Here is a 17,560-nt window from a genome sequence, read left to right as displayed (position 1 = left end):
GTAAGGAGTGGTTTTTTGTTTGGTTATGTTACTCCGCTTAAACCAGAGTTAAAGATAAGGGAATATGAATCTTTTAAAAGTTATTATTGTGGAGTATGTATGCATATAAAAGATGGTTTTGGAAATATACCAAGAATGTCATTAAATTATGACATGACTTTTCTTGGGTTGTTACTAGATGGATTGCATGAAGAGGAAAGAAGCTTTAAGATACAGCGATGTATAGCACATCCATTGAAGAAGAAACCTATGATAGTTAATAATAAGGCTTTAGCTTATGCGGCAGCAATGAATGTTTCCCTTGTATATTATAAATTATTAGATGATGTTGCTGATGATAGGAGCATGAAAAGTAAAGTAAGTTCAATAATATTATCACCATATAAAAGTAAATTTAACAGAAATGTTACAATAATAAATGATATAATAGAAGAAAATTTGAAAAAATTATCATATTTGGAGGTTGAAAAGAGATTTTCGTCTATCGATGAAATAGCTCATCCTTTTAGTGAAATAGTAGGTAAAATATTAAATTTATATCCTGAGGAGTTTGAAGGTGACAGTGAAGAAATAAGAGGTAATTTATATGAATTAGGATATTCACTAGGAAAGTGGATATATATTATTGATGCGCTAGATGACTTGAAAGAGGATATGGAAAAAAATAAATTTAATCCTATTAATTACTTGTATAATACCAATAATAAAACGTATGAAGAGCTAATGGGAGAAATAAGGGATAGAATGGAGTTTACAATTTTTAATTGTGGATATACATGTAGAAATGCCTTAGAAAAGCTTCCAATTAAACGTAATAAAGAGATATTAGAAAATATTATAAGCTTAGGTATGATGGACAAGTACACGAAAATAACTAATGAATGCGAATGTAATAAGAGGAGTGGTAAAAATGAATCCATATGAAGTGCTTGGTATTAAACCTGGAGCCAGCCAGGATGAAATAAAATCGGCATATAGAAAATTAGTAAAACAATATCATCCAGATCAATACGTTGATAATCCATTAAAGGATTTGGCAGAGAAAAAGCTTGCAGAAGTAAATCAAGCTTATGAAATGCTTAAGAACAATTCAGGAACCAGCAGTAGTTCTTATAATAGCAGTAGTAATAATTCCTATACTAATGGAGAAAGCTATAGTTCTGATACAGCACAATATGCTGAAATAAGAAGAATGATACAAAGCGGTAATAATATCGCTGCAGAAACTAGATTAAATAGCATAAGTAATAGAAATGCAGAATGGCATTTTCTATATGGAATGGTGATGTTAAACAAGGGTTGGTTTGATGCAGCTATAAATAATTTGGAAACTGCTTGTAGAATGGATCCAAATAATTTTGAGTACAGACAAAATTTAAACAATCTAAGAATGAGGGCTAGGAGTTATACTAATACATATAGAACTACTGGTGGAAATGCCAATGCATTTGATTGCTGTATAAACTTATGGTGTTTAGATAGCATATGTGAATGTATGGGTGGCGATTTAATTGGTTGTTGTTAGAAAAAAATAGGGGGAATAAAATGAAGTCGGGAAATATAACATTAGGTGGAATTCTTATAGCACTAACTATAATAATATTATATTCAGCATCTATATTGCCTGTAAGCACAATTTCGGTGTTGACTATTGCATCAGCAATAGTTCCTGTATGCATAATCAGGAGTGATATTAAGACTGCAGTGATGGTTTATTTAGCATCTAGTATTATATCAGTATTTTTTATTCCATTAAATATATGGCTTTTATATACTCTTATTTTTGGAGGATATGGTATTGTAAAATACTTTATTGAAAGATTAAGAAAAGAGAAAGTTGAAATTATTTTAAAGTTTATTTATTATAATGTAATATTTATTTTGGCAGTAATATTAGCAAAAGCTATTTTAGGAATAGATGTATTGTTAGCTGCTGAAAAGATTATTTCTAAATATATTGCAGTTAATGGAAGGCTGCTTAGCGGAGTGTTGTATTGGGCTATTGGAGCAGTTGTATATTATTTATATGATTATGCAATGACTTTAATTATTACTTTCTATATGGAGAGAATACACAATAAAATTAAGTAATTATAAAAGATTAATTGAAATTTTTCGATTAATCTTTTTTAACAATTCAGATGAACTTCTATTAGAATTATATTAAAAGTATCAGTATTTTTAAAATTACTATAATAATTAATATGTGTATAATATATAATGATTTATATTAAGAGTGAGGTGTAGCATGGCTAAAGAAAAAATGTTAAAAACAAATGCAATGAGGATTTTGGATTCTAATAAAATAAATTATGAGATTCTTATGTATGAAAGTAAGGATGGGAAGATAGATGGTGTATCTGTAGCAGCTAAGATAGGGATACATGAAAAGTATGTATTTAAAACATTAGTAGCACATGGAAGTAGTAAAGAAGTATATGTTTTCGTTATCCCTGTAGCTAAGGAATTAAATTTAAAGGAAGTTGCCATAATAACTGGTGAGAAAAAAATAGAAATGATTCATGTTAATGATATTATGAAGTATACTGGATATATTCGTGGTGGATGCTCACCAATTGGACAAAAGAAGTTATATAAAACATTTATACATGATAGTGCTAAGAATTTAGAATTTGTGATTGTTAGTGCAGGAAAGATTGGATATCAGATAAAGATTAATCCTAATGATTTAATGAATATAGTATCAGGAAAATTTGATTTTTTGATTAAATAGGGTGAAGCTATGATTTTAAGCATATCTTTTTTTATATTACATTATTAAAAAATACTACTTTTAACAGTTGGAAGATAGAAATAATTATTATATTTAGGATGTAGATAATTATTTCATAGCGATTTAGGCTCTCAATATACTAAAATTAAAAGTCAGCTAAGAATATTTTTTATATTCTTAGCTGACTTTGATAAGAAAAAATCTTATCTTAATGACATTGGAGTATCAGTAGATTTATTTAATATCTACTGATACAAGTATTATTTTAAATTTATAACTCCTGTACCTGATGATTCTTCAAATTTATCTTTTATATAATTGAAATTTCCAATATCTAATATTTGCTTGATATTTTCAACTGAATTTTGAGGGCCGATAATTATTTTTTTTAATAGATTTTTAGGAATTACTACTTCAATATAGTCTTGAGTATCGTATTTAGTTTTATATTTTAGATTATAATTTTCTTTAATAAGGTTTGATTTTTCATCGTAATATTTAGCTTCTATAACTGCTCGTATTTCTTTTTCATCCTTCCAATAAGGATGTTTATATTTTGCCATATCTATATAAAGATTTTCAACTCCGACCATTAATAATTCACCAATATTTGAGTTTAAAAAATTAGTTATTTCAGATAGTTGTTTGTCTTTATTATAAATAATATTTACTAGGTTTGCTGAATAATTTGAATGAGTTTTAGGAACTTGAAAATATTCAGATAATTCATTACGTGAAAATTCTAATGCAACGCCTTTGTTATTGGTGTATGAATCCCAAAAGAATCGATTATCCTTTTCACTTGTAAAGCAAATAACAAAAGGGTGTCGCATAAAAGGAAGTTTGGGTATAATTTTTTTATAATCATCTATTGTATTAGTATTAATATTAAAAAAATATTTATATTCATCAGGTGTTAATATTGATAATAACTGGTTGTAAATCCATTGATCTCTATTAGGATTTTGGAGATGGGGAATGTGAAATGTTCCACAGTGTTCATGAAATTTATCTATTGTAAATAAATCATAGTTATCTCCATAATAGAAATATTCTTTTCTTTTTTCCACGGTATTTATAATTTTAGAAAAGTCATTAAAATGGTATTTCATACAATAATGTAAAAGATCTTTATAGAATTTTAAAGAAATCTTTTGGCTTAAACTTAAAATTAAATCTACTTCTTGTAATTTTTTTTCAAATCTTTTATTAGTTTTAGTATTGATTTTATCAAAATGTTTCAATGCATATGTAGTATCTTCATTATCATTTGAAGTTATACTTCTAGTAGCCCATAACTGTTCATTTGTTAACCAGCTACATAATACTTCATTGCTAGTATAATAGTATATTTTCTCATCACGGTTATTAGATATAGATGACATAATTTTCTCCTTTTAGTAAAGTAATATATAAATTTTACCATATATTGCAATGAAACTCTAGAAAATAATGTATAGTATGATAAAGTTGTAAGTGAAAAGAAAAATCATTACAAAACTATAAAGGTATAAATAATCTTCGAAAATTATTTTGGTTTAAATAAAAATAGGTGTATGTTCTCCTATTGGTATGAAGAAATATTTTAAGACCACTATAGATAAGTCTGTGGAAGGTCTTGAGACTTTTATTTTTAGTGCAGGGAAAATAGGATATCAAGTGGAAATGACTTTAGATTCATTAAGTAAAGTAATTAGAGTTCAAGTAGCTGATTTGATATAATAGGTAAGTTTGAAAATATATTTATTTCCAAGGAAATAAATATGTCTAAAAATAGTAATAATAACCATAGTATTGGCAAATACTATGGTTATTATATTTTACCTTAAAGAATGTAGAGGTGTTTATGATGATAAAAACACGATATTTCAATTTAATGAAGGTATATGATGTCACTGGAAAATATCTAGGTTCAGTGCAGGACATTGCAATAGATTTTTATAGTGGAATGGTTACGGGAGTTATTATAAATAGCTTTAGCATAAATAAGAAAAAAAATTATATAGCCATATCAGATATTATTTCTTTAGAAAATGTAATAATAGCTAAAAGGGTAAGTGATTTTTCTGGAATGAGATTAAAGGAAATTCAAGCAATAGACATTGTCAATGAGAAAAATGTACTAAAAGGTATACTAGAAGATTTGATAATTGATGAGAGAAACTTTGAAATAAAAGGTATTATAATGTGTTCAGGCATATTTGATCGAATGTTTAGGGGAAAAGAGATTTTGCTTATAAAACATTGTATCTTATGTGAATCATATATTCTTTATAAAGAAAATGAAGGTGTAGTATTTAACACTTTACCTCATATATTTAGGAGTGTAGATAAATGAGACGAGAAAAAAGAAAAAAAATAATAAAGAATATAGTAATTATAGTAATACTTTTAATATTATTTTTAAGCTATTTATATGTAGAAGGGATAAGAGATGTGGTAAATTTGGTGGTTATATCATTTATTGTTTCGTATACTTTGAAGCCTATAAGAGATTATATTGTGGAAAAGTATAGGCTTTCTATAAGAAAGGCAGCAATGATTATAGTGTTGTTTTGCATAGCGTCTTTTATAGGAATAATGTATTTTATGGTTCCATCATTGCTAAGTGAAAGTAGAAATATAGGGGGGATGTTGGATAATTTAGAGGCATATGCTATTTTAGCGGCAGAAAAATTTGATCTTGATCAAATACCTTTATTTGAAACAGTTTATATTCAAATTGGTGATAAGATTAATACAATACTTTCAAAGGAAGCAACAAGTCTATTTGATAATATTATCGCCATATTAGAAAATTTAATAGGACTTGCAATAGTACCTGTAGCTGCATATTATTTTCTTGCTGATGGTAACGTTTTGTATAATAAAGTATTGCTTATTTTCTCTACGGAAAAACGAATAATTGTTAGAAAAATTAATTCCCACATAGATAGAGTTTTAAGTAGATATATAATAAGTCAGATAATATTATCATTAATAATAGGGGTACTTACATTTATTTTAATGATAAGCCTTAGATTGAAAATGCCATTAGTTTTATCAGTTGTTAATGGACTAGTTAACATAATACCTTATTTCGGACCTATAATAGGTGGGGTGCCTATTGTATTTATTGCTATGACTTCTTCTGTAACAAAAGGGATAATTGCATTAGTAGGAGTATTTATCATTCAACAAGTAGAAGGAGATTTTTTAGCACCTAAGATTACTGGGGATTGTATAAGTATGCATCCAGTAACTATTATATTGCTTTTGATTTTAGGAGAAAAGCTTGCTGGAGTAGCAGGTATGGTTTTATGCGTGCCTATAGCTGTAATAATTAAAGTCATATATGATGATATTAATTATTATTTATTTTAATCATATAATTGACATAATTCTAGAAATGCAATATAATTTTCCTATAAAATAATTGTATAAATTGTTTGGAAAATGTTTATAAAGTTCAAAATATATTAAAGCTATGATAAGGATGAGTAGATATGACTTGAATATATTAGAGAGGAAGTGGATGGTGAAAACTTCTTATTTTTCATATTGAAGCTACCTTGGAGCTTATTTTACTTTAAGTGATGCATATTATTTATGCATAATTAGGGTGGTACCGCGGAAATATTGTTTTCGTCCCTTGCTGTTTATATAGTGAGAGATGAAGACTTTTTTTATTATATAAAATAAAATATAGTTAAAAAATAAAAGTCGAAATTGATAGTTTAGACAAAAATCTTCAAATGGTTTTATCTTAAATTATTAATTATCAATTAATACTGGAGGTAATATTACATGAAATTCATGGGAGCAAATGAATTAAGAGACACATTTACAGGTTTCTTTGAAGAAAAAGGTCACTTAAAAATGGAAAGTTTTCCACTAGTGCCTAAGAATGACAATAGTTTATTATTAATAAATGCAGGTATGGCACCATTAAAACCATATTTCACAGGTTTACAAAAACCACCAAGAACTAGAGTTACTACATGTCAAAAGTGTATAAGAACAGGTGATATTGAAAATGTAGGTAAAACTTCAAGACATGGTACATTCTTTGAAATGTTAGGTAACTTCTCATTTGGAGATTATTTTAAAGATGATATAATTCCATGGTCATGGGAATTTGTGACAGAAGTATTAAAACTTCCAAAGGAAAAATTATATGTAACTATATATCTAGAAGATGATGAAGCGTATGATATATGGACTTCTAAAACTGATATAGATCCAAATAGAATATTTAGATTAGGTAAAGATGATAACTTTTGGGAAGTTGGAACAGTTGGTCCATGTGGTCCATGTACTGAAATACATTTTGATAGAGGCGAAGGTTTAGCTCCAGTTATTAATGTTGATGAGTTTGTTGCTGCATCAGATGCTGATAGAATAGTTGAGTTCTGGAACTTAGTATTTATCCAATTCAATAAAGAAGAAGATGGAAGCTATAGTCCATTAAAGAACAAAAATATAGATACAGGTATGGGATTAGAAAGAATTGCAACTATAATGCAAGGTGTTGATAACATATTTGAAATAGATACAGTTAAGAACATATTAAATAAGGTATCAAGTCTTTCTGGTGTTGAATACGGAAAAGATAGCAACTCAGATATTTCATTAAGAATAGTAACAGACCATGTTAAAGCTGTAACTATGCTAATATCTGATGGAGTACAACCAAGTAATGAAGGAAGAGGATATGTTTTAAGAAGACTTCTAAGAAGAGCTGCAAGACATGGAAGATTACTTGGAATAAAAGGATTATTCTTAAAGGAAGTTGTTGATGCTGTTGTTGAAAACTATGGTGGAAACTATCCTGTATTAGTTGAAAATAAAGATTACATCACTAAGATAATCACTTTAGAAGAAGAAAGATTCAATGAAACTATAGACAGTGGAATGAACATATTAAATGGTTATATTGAAGAATTAGAGGCAGAAAAATCAAAAGTATTATCTGGTGAAAAAGCATTTAAATTATATGACACATATGGGTTCCCTATTGAATTAACAGAAGAAATCCTAGAAGAAAAGGGAATGTCTGTTGATAATGACGAATTCAAAAAAGAAATGGAAGCACAAAGAGAAAGAGCAAGAAGTGCAAGAGGAGAAACTTCTTATATGGGAAGTGAAGAAACTCCAATCAATAAAATAAAGGCAGATGTTGAAACAGAGTTTGTAGGATATGGTTCTACTGAAGGAAAAGGTAATATACTAGTACTTGCAACAGATGATGCTTTTGTAGATGAATTAAAATCAGGAGACAAGGGTTATATAGTAATTGATAAGACTGTATTCTATCCTGAAATGGGTGGACAAATCGGTGATAAGGGTATAATTGAAGGAAGAAATGGTAAAGCTTATGTTGTAAACACAAAGAAAAATGTTTCTGGAAAAATTATTCACTATGTTGAAGTTAAAGAAGGAAGCTTTAGTGCTGGTGAAGAAGTTAATTTATTTGTTGAAAAACAAAGAAGAAGCTTTATAGCTAAGAACCATACAGCAACACATATGTTACAAGCTGCCTTAAAAGAAATAGTAGGTTCACATGTTCATCAATCAGGTTCATATGTAGATAATGAAAGATTAAGATTTGACTTTACTCATTTCCAAGCTTTAAGTTCTGAAGAACTTCAAAAAGTTGAAGATTTAGTAAATGAAAAAATCATGGAAGTTGCAAATGTTGAAACTAACCTTATGACTATTGAAGAAGCTAAGGAAAGTGGAGCAACAGCTTTATTCGATGAAAAGTATGGTGATAAGGTAAGAGTTGTAGCTGCAGGAGAATTTTCAAAAGAACTTTGTGGTGGAACTCACGTTTCAAATGTAGGAGAAATAGGATTATTTAAAATTGTAGCTGAAACAGGAGTTGCTGCTGGTATAAGAAGAATTGAAGCTGTAACAGGAATACAAGCTATTAAATTCATGGAAGATAAGCAAAGACTTTTAAGAGACGCTTGTGCTGGATTAAAATGTACAGAAAAAGACATATTAAAGAAAATTTCATCACAAAATGCTGAATTAAAAGAAAAAGATAAAGAAATATCAGAACTTAAATCAAAATTAACTTCAGGAGCTGAAGATGATATCTTAAATTCTGCAAAAGATATAAATGGTGTAAAAGCTGTAGCATATGCTTTAGAAGATGTTGATGGAAATGCACTAAGAGATTTAGCAGATAAGATTAGAAATAAGATGGGAAGCGGTGTAGTGGTACTTGTAAGCAAGATGAACGATAAAGTAAATCTTGTGGCAATGTCAACTAAGGATGTTCTTGATAAAGGTGTTCACTGCGGAAAAATCATTAAAGAAGTTGCAGCTGTAGTAGGCGGTGGCGGAGGAGGAAGACCAGACATGGCACAAGCTGGTGGTAAGAATCCGGAAAAAATTAATGAAGCTGTAGAAAATGCATATGAAATAATAGAAAAATTAGTTAAGTAGTATACATTTGAAGGAAAATAGGTTATAATTATTATAAGATAAGTGAATACAAAATATAATAAATGTTGATAATTAAGTATAGGTATTAAACTTCGTAAGGGGGTGAGCTGCTTTGGCAGCAAAGAATATGGATAATAACATTGATAAAACTATGCAGTTCGACTTGAATGTTAATAAAGAGGATATGACAAAAGCCATCTTAAATGATGTATATAATGCATTAAAGGAGAAAGGATATAATCCTATAAATCAATTAGTAGGTTATCTAATTTCCGGAGATCCTTCTTACATTACTAGTTATAACGGAGCAAGAGCTTTATTAAGAAAGCTTGAGAGAGATGAAATTATTGAAGAAGTAATAAAATCTTATTTAGAGATAAAGTAGAAAAGTGCCCGTATTTATCGGGCACTTTTAGTTTAAGGAGTACCATATGAGAATATTAGGGCTAGATGTAGGGTCTAAGACAATAGGAGTAGCAATAAGCGATCCTTTAGGATGGACTGCTCAAGGTATAGATACCATAAGAAGAAAGAATAAAGAGCAGGATATAGAATTAGTCCATAAGATATGTAAGGATTATGGCGTTGAAACGATAGTTATAGGGCTTCCTAAAAATATGAATGGAACTATAGGAGAATCTGGAGAGAGAGTTTTAGCATTAGCGGAACTTATCAAGGAAAAAACTAATCTGCCTATAGAAATGTGGGATGAAAGATTAACTACAGTTGCAGCACATAGAGCAATGCTTGAAGCTGACCTTTCGAGAGGAAAGAGAAAGAAGATTGTTGATAAGGTAGCAGCAACGTATATATTACAAGGATATCTTGATAAATTAAGACTAAGTAAATAATGTTTTGTATATAAAATAAAATCTAAGGAGAATTTAATATGAAAAAAGACGATAAAATTATTAAATTATTTGATGAGGAAGGAAATGAAGTAAGTTTTAACGTAGTAGCTTTCTTTGATATAGTAAATCCAGAAACAGATGAAAAAAATGAATATGTAATTGTATATGAAGAAGGATACAGCGAAGATGATACATTTGCATTAAAAGTTATTAATGGAGAAGATGGCGAAGAATTATTAGAAGCAATAGATAATGAAGTAGAGTTAGCAGCGGTACAAGAAGCTTATAACACTATTTTTATAGATGAAGAATAATTAAAATAGAAAGAGGTGTTAGTGTGAGTGCTATCAATATTGATATAGAAGCATTAAAGGAAAGTTTAAAGCAAAAAGGTTACAAGTTAACGCCTCAAAGAAGATCAATTTTAGATATCATAATTGAAAAAGAAGGAATGCATTTAACAGTTGAAGAAATATATGACGAAGTTAAGAAAGTATGTCCTGAAATTGGTTTAGCAACAGTATATAGAACTGTTTTATTGTTTGAGGAACTAAATGTTATTTACAAATTAGATTTAAATGATGGATGTAGCAGATATGAATTAGTTCATGAAGATGAAGAACATAGGCATCATCATTTAATATGTAATAAATGTAAAAAAGTTATTGAAGTGCAAGATGATCTTCTAGAGGAATTGGAAGAAAGAATTCGAAATACCTATGGCTTTGACATATTAGATCACAGTGTGAAATTTTTTGGAATATGTTCTGAATGTAAAAATAAAGAAGAAAAGTAAGAAGAAAGGTATAACTCAAAAGTGTTGAGAAAAACCCTTTTATATACATATTAAAGAAGAAAAAGGAGGGGACATATGAAAGGAGAAAAAGCCAAGGTTAAGATTATTCCATTAGGAGGACTAAATGAAATAGGAAAGAACATGACTGCTATTGAATATAAGAATGATATAGTTATCATAGATTGCGGTTTGAAATTTCCAGATGAAGATATGTTTGGAATAGATGTTGTTATACCAGATATAACATATTTATTAAAGCATAAAGATAAGGTTTCAGGTATATTCTTAACTCATGGCCATGAAGATCATATAGGTGCGTTACCATATGTTTTAAAACAACTTAATGTACCGGTATATGGTACAAAATTAACTTTAGGAATTGTACAAAGTAAATTAAAAGAACATAATTTATTAAGTACAACTGAGCTTATTACAGTAAAACCAAGAGATGTAGTAAGATTGAATTCTGTATCAGTAGAATTCATTAAAACTAACCACTCAATTGCGGATTCTGTTGCTATAGCAATTCATACTCCATTAGGTGCTGTTCTGCATACAGGAGATTTTAAAGTAGATTATACACCAATTGACGGTGAACCAATGGATTTTGCAAGATTTGCAGAGTTAGGCAAAAAAGGAGTATTATTAATGATGGCAGATTCTACTAATGTAGAAAGGCCAGGATATACTATGTCTGAAAAAATAGTTGGAGAAAGTCTTTGTCGTATTTTTGGTAAGAGTAAAGGAAGAATTATTGTTGCAACATTTGCATCTAATATTCATAGAATACAACAAATAATTGATGCTGCAGCTATGTATGGAAGAAAGGTAGCTGTTTCAGGCAGAAGTATGGAGAATATAGTACAAGTAGCTATAGAGCTTGGTTATATTAAAATCGAAAAAGAAAACTTAGTAAGTATTGATCAAATTAACAAATATAATAATGATGAGATAGTTATTATTACAACAGGAAGTCAAGGAGAGCCTATGTCAGCATTAGCGAGAATGGCTACTTCTGAGCATAGAAAAGTCAATATAGTTTCAGGAGATACAATTATTATTTCAGCTACTCCTATTCCAGGAAATGAAAAATTAGTATCTAGAGTTATTGACCAGTTATTTAAGAAAGGTGCTGAAGTTGTTTATGGTTCTTCAGAAGCGGTACATGTATCAGGGCATGCTTGTCAAGAAGAATTAAAATTAATGCAAACTTTAGTTAGACCAAAGTATTTTATTCCGGTTCATGGAGAATATAGACATCTTAAACAACATGGTGAATTAGCTAATAGTATTGGAGTGCCAAAGTCAAATATATTAATACCTGAAATTGGTGATGTTATTGAAGTTACAAGAAATAGCATTAAGAAGAGTGGTTCTGTAATTTCGGGACAAATATTTGTAGATGGTCTTGGTGTTGGAGATGTTGGAAATATAGTTATTCGAGATAGAAAACATTTATCTCAAGATGGGATATTGACAGTTGTTGTGACGTTATCAAAAGAAAATAAAGCTATAATTGCAGGTCCAGATATTATTTCAAGAGGTTTTGTATATGTAAGAGAATCAGAAAAATTAATGGATGAAGCAAGAGATATAGTTAGAAATGTCTTTGCTAAATGTGAAGAGCAAAAAATAACTGACTGGTCTACTTTAAAATCAACAGTTAGGGATGAACTAAGATCATTCCTATATGAAAAAACTAAGAGAAAGCCTATGATTTTACCAATAATCATGGAAATTTAACACTTAGTTGACAAGAATACTATATGATAGTAAAATATCTAAGAGATTTTAAATTGGGTACTTGTGTATCCAATTTTATTTTTGGGTAAAATATTTATAGGTTTACATAGTAAGAATAAAATTACTGATTTAAATTAATTGGAGGAAAGTAAATGGAATTAGTTACTAGAAATGATATTAGAAATATAGCAATAATAGCCCACGTTGACCATGGTAAGACTACTTTAGTTGATGCTATGTTTAAGGCAAGTCATGTTTTCAGAACAAACGAAAAGATGGATGAGAGAGTAATGGACTCTAACGACTTAGAAAAGGAAAGAGGAATAACAATACTTTCTAAAAATACAGCAGTTATGTACAATGACATAAAGATTAACATTGTTGATACACCAGGACATGCTGATTTCGGTGGAGAAGTTGAACGTGTACTTAAAATGGTTGACTCAGTTTTATTAGTTGTTGATTCATATGAAGGCCCAATGCCACAAACTAAATTCGTTCTTAAGAAGGCATTAGAATTAAAATTAAAACCAATAGTTGTAATAAACAAAATTGATAAGCCAAATGCAAGACCTGAAAATGTTATTGATGAAGTATTTGATTTATTCTTAGAATTAGGAGCAGATGATGAACAATTAGACTTCCCAATAATATATGCATCAGCTAGAGAAGGATTTGCAAGATTTAATGTTGAAGATACGAATGAAGATATGGAACCACTATTTAAAACAATAGTAGACCATGTTGAACCACCTAAAGGTGAAATAGATGGACCTTTCCAAATGTTAGTTACAACATTAGATAGCAGTGAATATGTTGGAAAGATAGCTATAGGTAAGATACATAGAGGTACGGTAAAGAAAAACCAAAGTGTTGCATTGGTAAGACAAGATGGGACTAAATCAAATTATAGAATTACAGCTGTATTTGGATATAATGGATTAAAGAGAGAAGAAGTTGAAGAAGCAGGACTTGGAGATATCATAGCTGTAAGTGGTGTTTTAGATGCTAACATAGGTGAAACTATAGCAGATGCTCAAAATCCAGAAGCTTTACCATTCATCAAGATTGATGAGCCAACTCTGAGCATGAACTTCATGGTTAATGACTCACCTTTCGCTGGTAAAGAAGGTGAATTTGTAACTTCAAGACACTTAAGAGATAGATTAATGAAGGAATTAGAAACTAATGTAAGTTTAAGAGTTAAAGAAATAACTCCAGACTGTTTCGAAGTTTCAGGAAGAGGGGAACTTCACTTATCAGTACTTATTGAAACAATGAGAAGAGAAGGATTTGAATTACAAGTTTCTAAACCATCTGTTATTTTTAAAGAAGAAAATGGTAAGAAGGTTGAACCAATAGAACACTTAACAATTGATGTACCAGAAGAATTCATGGGAGCTGTAATGGAAAAAATGGGTCCTAGAAAAGGTGAGATGGTTAATATGACATCAGCTGTTAATGGATATACAAGACTTGAATTTAGTATTCCAGCAAGAGGACTTATAGGATTTAGAAATGAATTTATGACTGATACAAAAGGTAATGGGATCATGAACCATGTGTTTGAAGGATATGCTCCATATAAAGGAGAGATAGAATCTAGAAGTAGAGGTTCAATAGTATCATTTGAACAAGGGGATGCAATTGCTTATGGATTGTTCAATGCACAAGAAAGAGGAAGATTATTCATAACTCCAGGAACTCCAGTATACCAAGGTATGGTTGTTGGTGAATGTTCAAGAGCTGATGATTTAGATATAAATGTTTGTAAAGGAAAGAAACTTACAAATACTAGAGCTTCAGGATCAGATGATGCAGTTAAGTTAGTTCCAATTACTCCAATGACTTTAGAGCAATCAATAGAATTTATAGGAAATGATGAATTAGTGGAAGTAACTCCAGAAAGCATCAGAATAAGAAAGAGATACTTAGATGCTGCTGAAAGAAAGAGAATGATTAGTAGAGGAAAAAAATAATATCGAAAATCAGCTAAAAAACTTTTAAAATTCATCAATAAGGTTTATAATAGTGAATAGTCATAAGGCTATTCACTAATTATATATAGGGGGTATTTATGAAAAAAAATAAAAGAATTATCAGAGTTGCAAGAATTTTTGTAATAATGATAATCATAATTACCATTTGGCAATGTTTTAAGATAGTAGATACACCACTTAAAATAAACAATGAAGAAATTGTTGAGGTAGCTGAAGGTGATAGTTTTTATGGAATTCTTGATAAATTATCAGAAGAAGGTAAAATAAAAAATAAGTTTTTAGTAAAATTATATTTGAAGATATGTGGAATAAAACCAGAGGTTTTGGAAGGAACATATAAATTAAATAAAAGTATGACATTAAATGAATTTGTCAACCTTTTAACAGATTCAAATAAAGATAAAGTATACATAACTATTCCAGAAGGATATACAATTGATGATATTGCAGAAAAATTAGAGGAAAATAATATATGCAATAGCAAAGAATTTATTGATTCAGTAAAAAATTATGAGTTGCCTAAGTATATAAGCAATAATCCTAATAAAAGATATAACCTTGAAGGATTTTTATTTCCAGATACATATAGTTTTAATAAAAATGAAAATGCAGATTTTATAATAAAGACAATGCTTAATAGATTTGAGAAAGTTTGGCACGAAATTGTTGAAGATTTAAATATATCAATACCAGAAGAGGAAATTGAAAAAAAAGTTAATGTTGCTTCTATAATTGAAAAAGAAGCAGTAGTTGATAGTGAAAGAAGTTTTATTTCTTCGGTAATATATAACAGAATTGCAATAGGAATGCCTCTTCAAATAGATGCAACAGTGATATATTCGTATGGATATCACATTGAAAAGATGTATGAAAAGTATTTAGAGATTGATTCTCCTTATAACACATACATGTATTATGGGCTTCCTATAGGTCCTATTTCAAATCCGGGCAGAGCATCATTAATGGCAGCTTTAAAGCCAAAGGAAACTGATTATCTTTATTATCTTTTAGAGAGTGAAAATACACACTATTTTACTGATAATTATGATGATTTCCTAAGAAGGAAAGAAGAATTAGGATATTAATGGAGGAATATGATGAGTGGAATAACATATGATTATATGGAAGAATATATTAGAAGTTTAATACCAGATAGTACAGGTAAGTTCAATGAGTTGGAAGAGTTTGCTAAGGAAAAAGGCGTTCCTATAGCTCAAAAAGAGACAATAAAGTTTTTAGAATTTATGGTGAGTATGAAAAAGCCCATAAGAATTCTTGAATTAGGAACTGCTATAGGTTATTCTGCCATAAAGATGTATAAAGCAGCAGGTACTTCTCCACATATTACAACTGTGGAGAGAAGTGAAGAAATGATTAAGTTAGCAAAGGAAAATATCAAGAGCTTTAATTTAGAAAGTAAGATAGAAATTAAAGAAGGAGATTGTTTAGAAATTTTAGAATCTTTAGATGAACCATATGATTTAATATTCATGGATGCTGGAAAAGGACATTATAATCACTTTTTACCCCATTGCTTAAGATTATTAAAGGAAGATGGAATAATAATAGCAGATAATGTGTTATTTAGAGGGATGGTTGCAAGTGATGAACTTGTGAAGAGAAGAAAAATTACAATTGTGAAGAGAATGAGAAAATATTTAGAATTAGTTTCAGAAGATGAAAATCTAATTACATCAGTTATTCCTATGGGAGATGGCATAGCTGTAACAAAGAGGAGGTAACTTAATGAGAAAACCGGAAATACTAGCTCCAGCTGGTAATTTAGAAAAATTAAAGATAGCAATCGATTATGGTGCAGATGCTGTATATTTAGGTGGAGCAAAGCTAAATTTAAGAGCATTTTCTAATAACTTTAGCAATGAAGAAATGCTTGAAGGAATCAAGTATTGTCATGATAGAGGAAGAAAAGTATATGTTACTTTAAATGTTTTTGCAAGAAATCATGACTTAAATGGTGCAGAAGAATACATAAAAGGATTATATGAAATTGGTGTAGATGCAGTTCTTGTAGCAGATCCAGCATTAATTGCAATTTGTAAAGAAGCAGCACCAGATCTTGAAATACATTTAAGTACTCAAGCAAATACAGTAAACTGGAAAGCAACAAAGTTTTGGTATGACTTAGGGATAAAAAGAATAGTATTAGCTAGAGAGTTAACTTTTAAAGAAATAAATGAAATTACATCTAAGATTCCAAAAGAATGTGATATTGAAGCATTCGTACATGGATCAATGTGTGTAGCTTATTCAGGAAGATGTTTAATATCTAATTATATGATTAAAAGAGATGCTAACAAAGGAATTTGTGGGAATGTATGTAGATATAAGTATCATTTAGTTGAAGAAACAAGACCAGGTGAATATTATCCAGTGGTAGAAGATGATAATGGTACATATATAATGAATGCAAAGGATTTATGTATGATTCACTATATTCCTGAGCTAGTTAAAAGTGGAATATATTCATTTAAAATAGAAGGAAGAATGAAGAGTGAGTTTTATGTTGCTTCTGTAGTTAAGGCTTATAGGGAAGCATTAGATAGTTATTGGGACAACCCAAGTGCTTATAGATTTAAAGAAGAATGGATGGATATGCTTAAAAAAGTAAGCCATAGACCATATCATACAGGATTCTACTTAGGTATAAACGGTGAACAAAACTATGAAGATTCATCATATGTTAGAGATTATGAAATAGTGGGAATGGTTAAAGAGTATGATGCTGAAACTAAAACTGCTACAATACTTCAAAAAAATAGAGTGTTTGAAGGTGATGAGGTGGAAGTACTTAGACCAGATGTACCTTATTTCAAAATCAAGTTAGAAGATATGTATGATTTAGATAAAAATAAGAAAACGGACGTAGCTAATAGAGCACATATGATGTTTAAGGTAAAGGTAAGTGAGCCATTAAAAGTAAATGATATGCTTGTAAAAGCAAATAATACAATTAATATAAACAATAACTAAGGAGGATCAT

General features: G+C 29.3%; 18 protein-coding genes and 1 other annotated feature. Of the genes, 17 read left to right on the top strand and 1 reads right to left on the bottom strand.

The annotated features are described in order from the left end of the window. The first annotated feature begins 15 nt into the window (after window positions 1-15). From H8R92_RS05895 to ybaK, 4 genes are all read left to right on the top strand, one after another. Window positions 16-924 (top strand): DUF5685 family protein, encoded by a 909-nt coding sequence (locus H8R92_RS05895; protein ID WP_022211591.1) that lies wholly within the window; start codon window positions 16-18, stop codon window positions 922-924. Further along, entirely contained in the window at window positions 911-1,525 is a 615-nt protein-coding gene (locus tag H8R92_RS05890) for a J domain-containing protein (protein ID WP_022211590.1), read from the top strand. The genes H8R92_RS05895 and H8R92_RS05890 overlap by 14 nt, the downstream gene beginning before the upstream one ends. A 20-nt stretch (window positions 1,526-1,545) precedes the next feature. Next, a complete protein-coding gene (locus tag H8R92_RS05885) occupies window positions 1,546-2,091 on the top strand; it encodes a hypothetical protein (RefSeq protein ID WP_186834950.1) in 546 nt (181 codons plus the stop codon). 157 nt (window positions 2,092-2,248) lie between these two features. Further along, window positions 2,249-2,734 carry a Cys-tRNA(Pro) deacylase gene (gene ybaK, locus H8R92_RS05880; protein ID WP_186834949.1) on the top strand — a complete coding sequence of 162 codons (486 nt, stop codon included), beginning with the start codon at window positions 2,249-2,251 and terminating at the stop codon, window positions 2,732-2,734. A 260-nt stretch (window positions 2,735-2,994) separates the two neighbouring features. On the opposite strand, the gene H8R92_RS05875 is transcribed toward ybaK, so the two are convergent. Beyond that, window positions 2,995-4,119, bottom strand: a complete 1,125-nt coding sequence (locus tag H8R92_RS05875; RefSeq protein WP_186834948.1) for a DUF2971 domain-containing protein — start codon at window positions 4,117-4,119, stop codon at window positions 2,995-2,997. Window positions 4,120-4,306: 187 nt separating this feature from the next. Here H8R92_RS05875 and H8R92_RS05870 point away from each other — a divergent pair, with 187 nt between their 5' ends. From H8R92_RS05870 to H8R92_RS05810, 13 genes are all read left to right on the top strand, one after another. Beyond that, the gene (locus tag H8R92_RS05870; RefSeq protein WP_330606872.1) at window positions 4,307-4,456 is read left to right on the top strand and encodes a YbaK/EbsC family protein; all 150 of its coding nucleotides are present in this window, start codon (window positions 4,307-4,309) and stop codon (window positions 4,454-4,456) included. A gap of 124 nt (window positions 4,457-4,580) precedes the next feature. Continuing rightward, a complete protein-coding gene (locus H8R92_RS05865; RefSeq protein WP_243166583.1) occupies window positions 4,581-5,072 on the top strand; it encodes a PRC-barrel domain-containing protein in 492 nt (163 codons plus the stop codon). Next, a complete protein-coding gene (locus H8R92_RS05860) occupies window positions 5,069-6,097 on the top strand; it encodes an AI-2E family transporter (RefSeq protein ID WP_186834947.1) in 1,029 nt (342 codons plus the stop codon). Before H8R92_RS05865 ends, H8R92_RS05860 begins: the two co-directional genes overlap by 4 nt. A 94-nt stretch (window positions 6,098-6,191) precedes the next feature. After that, window positions 6,192-6,369 (top strand) — a binding site (T-box leader). A gap of 151 nt (window positions 6,370-6,520) precedes the next feature. Next, on the top strand, window positions 6,521-9,169 hold the full coding sequence (alaS, locus tag H8R92_RS05855) for an alanine--tRNA ligase (RefSeq protein ID WP_186834946.1): 2,649 nt from the start codon (window positions 6,521-6,523) through the stop codon (window positions 9,167-9,169). A gap of 127 nt (window positions 9,170-9,296) precedes the next feature. After that, the gene (locus tag H8R92_RS05850) at window positions 9,297-9,554 is read left to right on the top strand and encodes an IreB family regulatory phosphoprotein (RefSeq protein WP_022167982.1); all 258 of its coding nucleotides are present in this window, start codon (window positions 9,297-9,299) and stop codon (window positions 9,552-9,554) included. A gap of 46 nt (window positions 9,555-9,600) precedes the next feature. Beyond that, window positions 9,601-10,020, top strand: a complete 420-nt coding sequence (gene ruvX / locus H8R92_RS05845) for a Holliday junction resolvase RuvX (RefSeq protein WP_022167983.1) — start codon at window positions 9,601-9,603, stop codon at window positions 10,018-10,020. 38 nt (window positions 10,021-10,058) lie between these two features. Then, window positions 10,059-10,334 (top strand): DUF1292 domain-containing protein, encoded by a 276-nt coding sequence (locus tag H8R92_RS05840; protein WP_022211582.1) that lies wholly within the window; start codon window positions 10,059-10,061, stop codon window positions 10,332-10,334. Between the two features lie 23 nt (window positions 10,335-10,357). Further along, window positions 10,358-10,816 (top strand): Fur family transcriptional regulator, encoded by a 459-nt coding sequence (locus H8R92_RS05835; protein ID WP_022211581.1) that lies wholly within the window; start codon window positions 10,358-10,360, stop codon window positions 10,814-10,816. Between the two features lie 75 nt (window positions 10,817-10,891). Continuing rightward, a complete protein-coding gene (locus H8R92_RS05830) occupies window positions 10,892-12,559 on the top strand; it encodes a ribonuclease J (RefSeq protein ID WP_022211580.1) in 1,668 nt (555 codons plus the stop codon). A gap of 152 nt (window positions 12,560-12,711) precedes the next feature. After that, the gene (gene typA, locus H8R92_RS05825) at window positions 12,712-14,538 is read left to right on the top strand and encodes a translational GTPase TypA (RefSeq protein WP_022211579.1); all 1,827 of its coding nucleotides are present in this window, start codon (window positions 12,712-12,714) and stop codon (window positions 14,536-14,538) included. 98 nt (window positions 14,539-14,636) lie between these two features. Then, window positions 14,637-15,644, top strand: coding sequence for an endolytic transglycosylase MltG (mltG, locus tag H8R92_RS05820; protein ID WP_186834945.1), 1,008 nt, complete (start codon window positions 14,637-14,639; stop codon window positions 15,642-15,644). 12 nt (window positions 15,645-15,656) lie between these two features. Beyond that, window positions 15,657-16,301, top strand: coding sequence for an O-methyltransferase (locus H8R92_RS05815; RefSeq protein WP_022211577.1), 645 nt, complete (start codon window positions 15,657-15,659; stop codon window positions 16,299-16,301). 4 nt (window positions 16,302-16,305) lie between these two features. Beyond that, complete coding sequence (locus tag H8R92_RS05810; protein ID WP_022211576.1) at window positions 16,306-17,550, top strand: peptidase U32 family protein; 1,245 nt, start codon at window positions 16,306-16,308, stop codon at window positions 17,548-17,550. The last annotated feature ends 10 nt before the right edge of the window (window positions 17,551-17,560 follow it).

It is taken from the genome of Clostridium lentum (assembly GCF_014287815.1).
Taxonomy (GTDB): domain Bacteria; phylum Bacillota; class Clostridia; order Clostridiales; family Clostridiaceae; genus Clostridium; species Clostridium lentum.
The sequence above is the reverse complement of the archived record's forward strand: the minus strand, read 5'-3'. Positions and strand labels throughout refer to the sequence as shown.

What these genes read in the sequence shown, in the direction of transcription:
- H8R92_RS05875 (WP_186834948.1), bottom strand. Translation starts at nt 4,119, where the DNA reads ATGTCATCTATATCTAATAACCGTGATGAGAAAATATACTATTATACT.
- H8R92_RS05815 (WP_022211577.1), top strand. Translation starts at nt 15,657, where the DNA reads ATGAGTGGAATAACATATGATTATATGGAAGAATATATTAGAAGTTTA.
- alaS (WP_186834946.1), top strand. Translation starts at nt 6,521, where the DNA reads ATGAAATTCATGGGAGCAAATGAATTAAGAGACACATTTACAGGTTTC.
- mltG (WP_186834945.1), top strand. Translation starts at nt 14,637, where the DNA reads ATGAAAAAAAATAAAAGAATTATCAGAGTTGCAAGAATTTTTGTAATA.
- H8R92_RS05885 (WP_186834950.1), top strand. Translation starts at nt 1,546, where the DNA reads ATGAAGTCGGGAAATATAACATTAGGTGGAATTCTTATAGCACTAACT.
- ruvX (WP_022167983.1), top strand. Translation starts at nt 9,601, where the DNA reads ATGAGAATATTAGGGCTAGATGTAGGGTCTAAGACAATAGGAGTAGCA.
- H8R92_RS05870 (WP_330606872.1), top strand. Translation starts at nt 4,307, where the DNA reads ATGAAGAAATATTTTAAGACCACTATAGATAAGTCTGTGGAAGGTCTT.
- H8R92_RS05810 (WP_022211576.1), top strand. Translation starts at nt 16,306, where the DNA reads ATGAGAAAACCGGAAATACTAGCTCCAGCTGGTAATTTAGAAAAATTA.
- typA (WP_022211579.1), top strand. Translation starts at nt 12,712, where the DNA reads ATGGAATTAGTTACTAGAAATGATATTAGAAATATAGCAATAATAGCC.
- H8R92_RS05830 (WP_022211580.1), top strand. Translation starts at nt 10,892, where the DNA reads ATGAAAGGAGAAAAAGCCAAGGTTAAGATTATTCCATTAGGAGGACTA.
- H8R92_RS05865 (WP_243166583.1), top strand. Translation starts at nt 4,581, where the DNA reads ATGATGATAAAAACACGATATTTCAATTTAATGAAGGTATATGATGTC.
- H8R92_RS05890 (WP_022211590.1), top strand. Translation starts at nt 911, where the DNA reads ATGAATCCATATGAAGTGCTTGGTATTAAACCTGGAGCCAGCCAGGAT.
- ybaK (WP_186834949.1), top strand. Translation starts at nt 2,249, where the DNA reads ATGGCTAAAGAAAAAATGTTAAAAACAAATGCAATGAGGATTTTGGAT.
- H8R92_RS05850 (WP_022167982.1), top strand. Translation starts at nt 9,297, where the DNA reads ATGGATAATAACATTGATAAAACTATGCAGTTCGACTTGAATGTTAAT.
- H8R92_RS05860 (WP_186834947.1), top strand. Translation starts at nt 5,069, where the DNA reads ATGAGACGAGAAAAAAGAAAAAAAATAATAAAGAATATAGTAATTATA.
- H8R92_RS05840 (WP_022211582.1), top strand. Translation starts at nt 10,059, where the DNA reads ATGAAAAAAGACGATAAAATTATTAAATTATTTGATGAGGAAGGAAAT.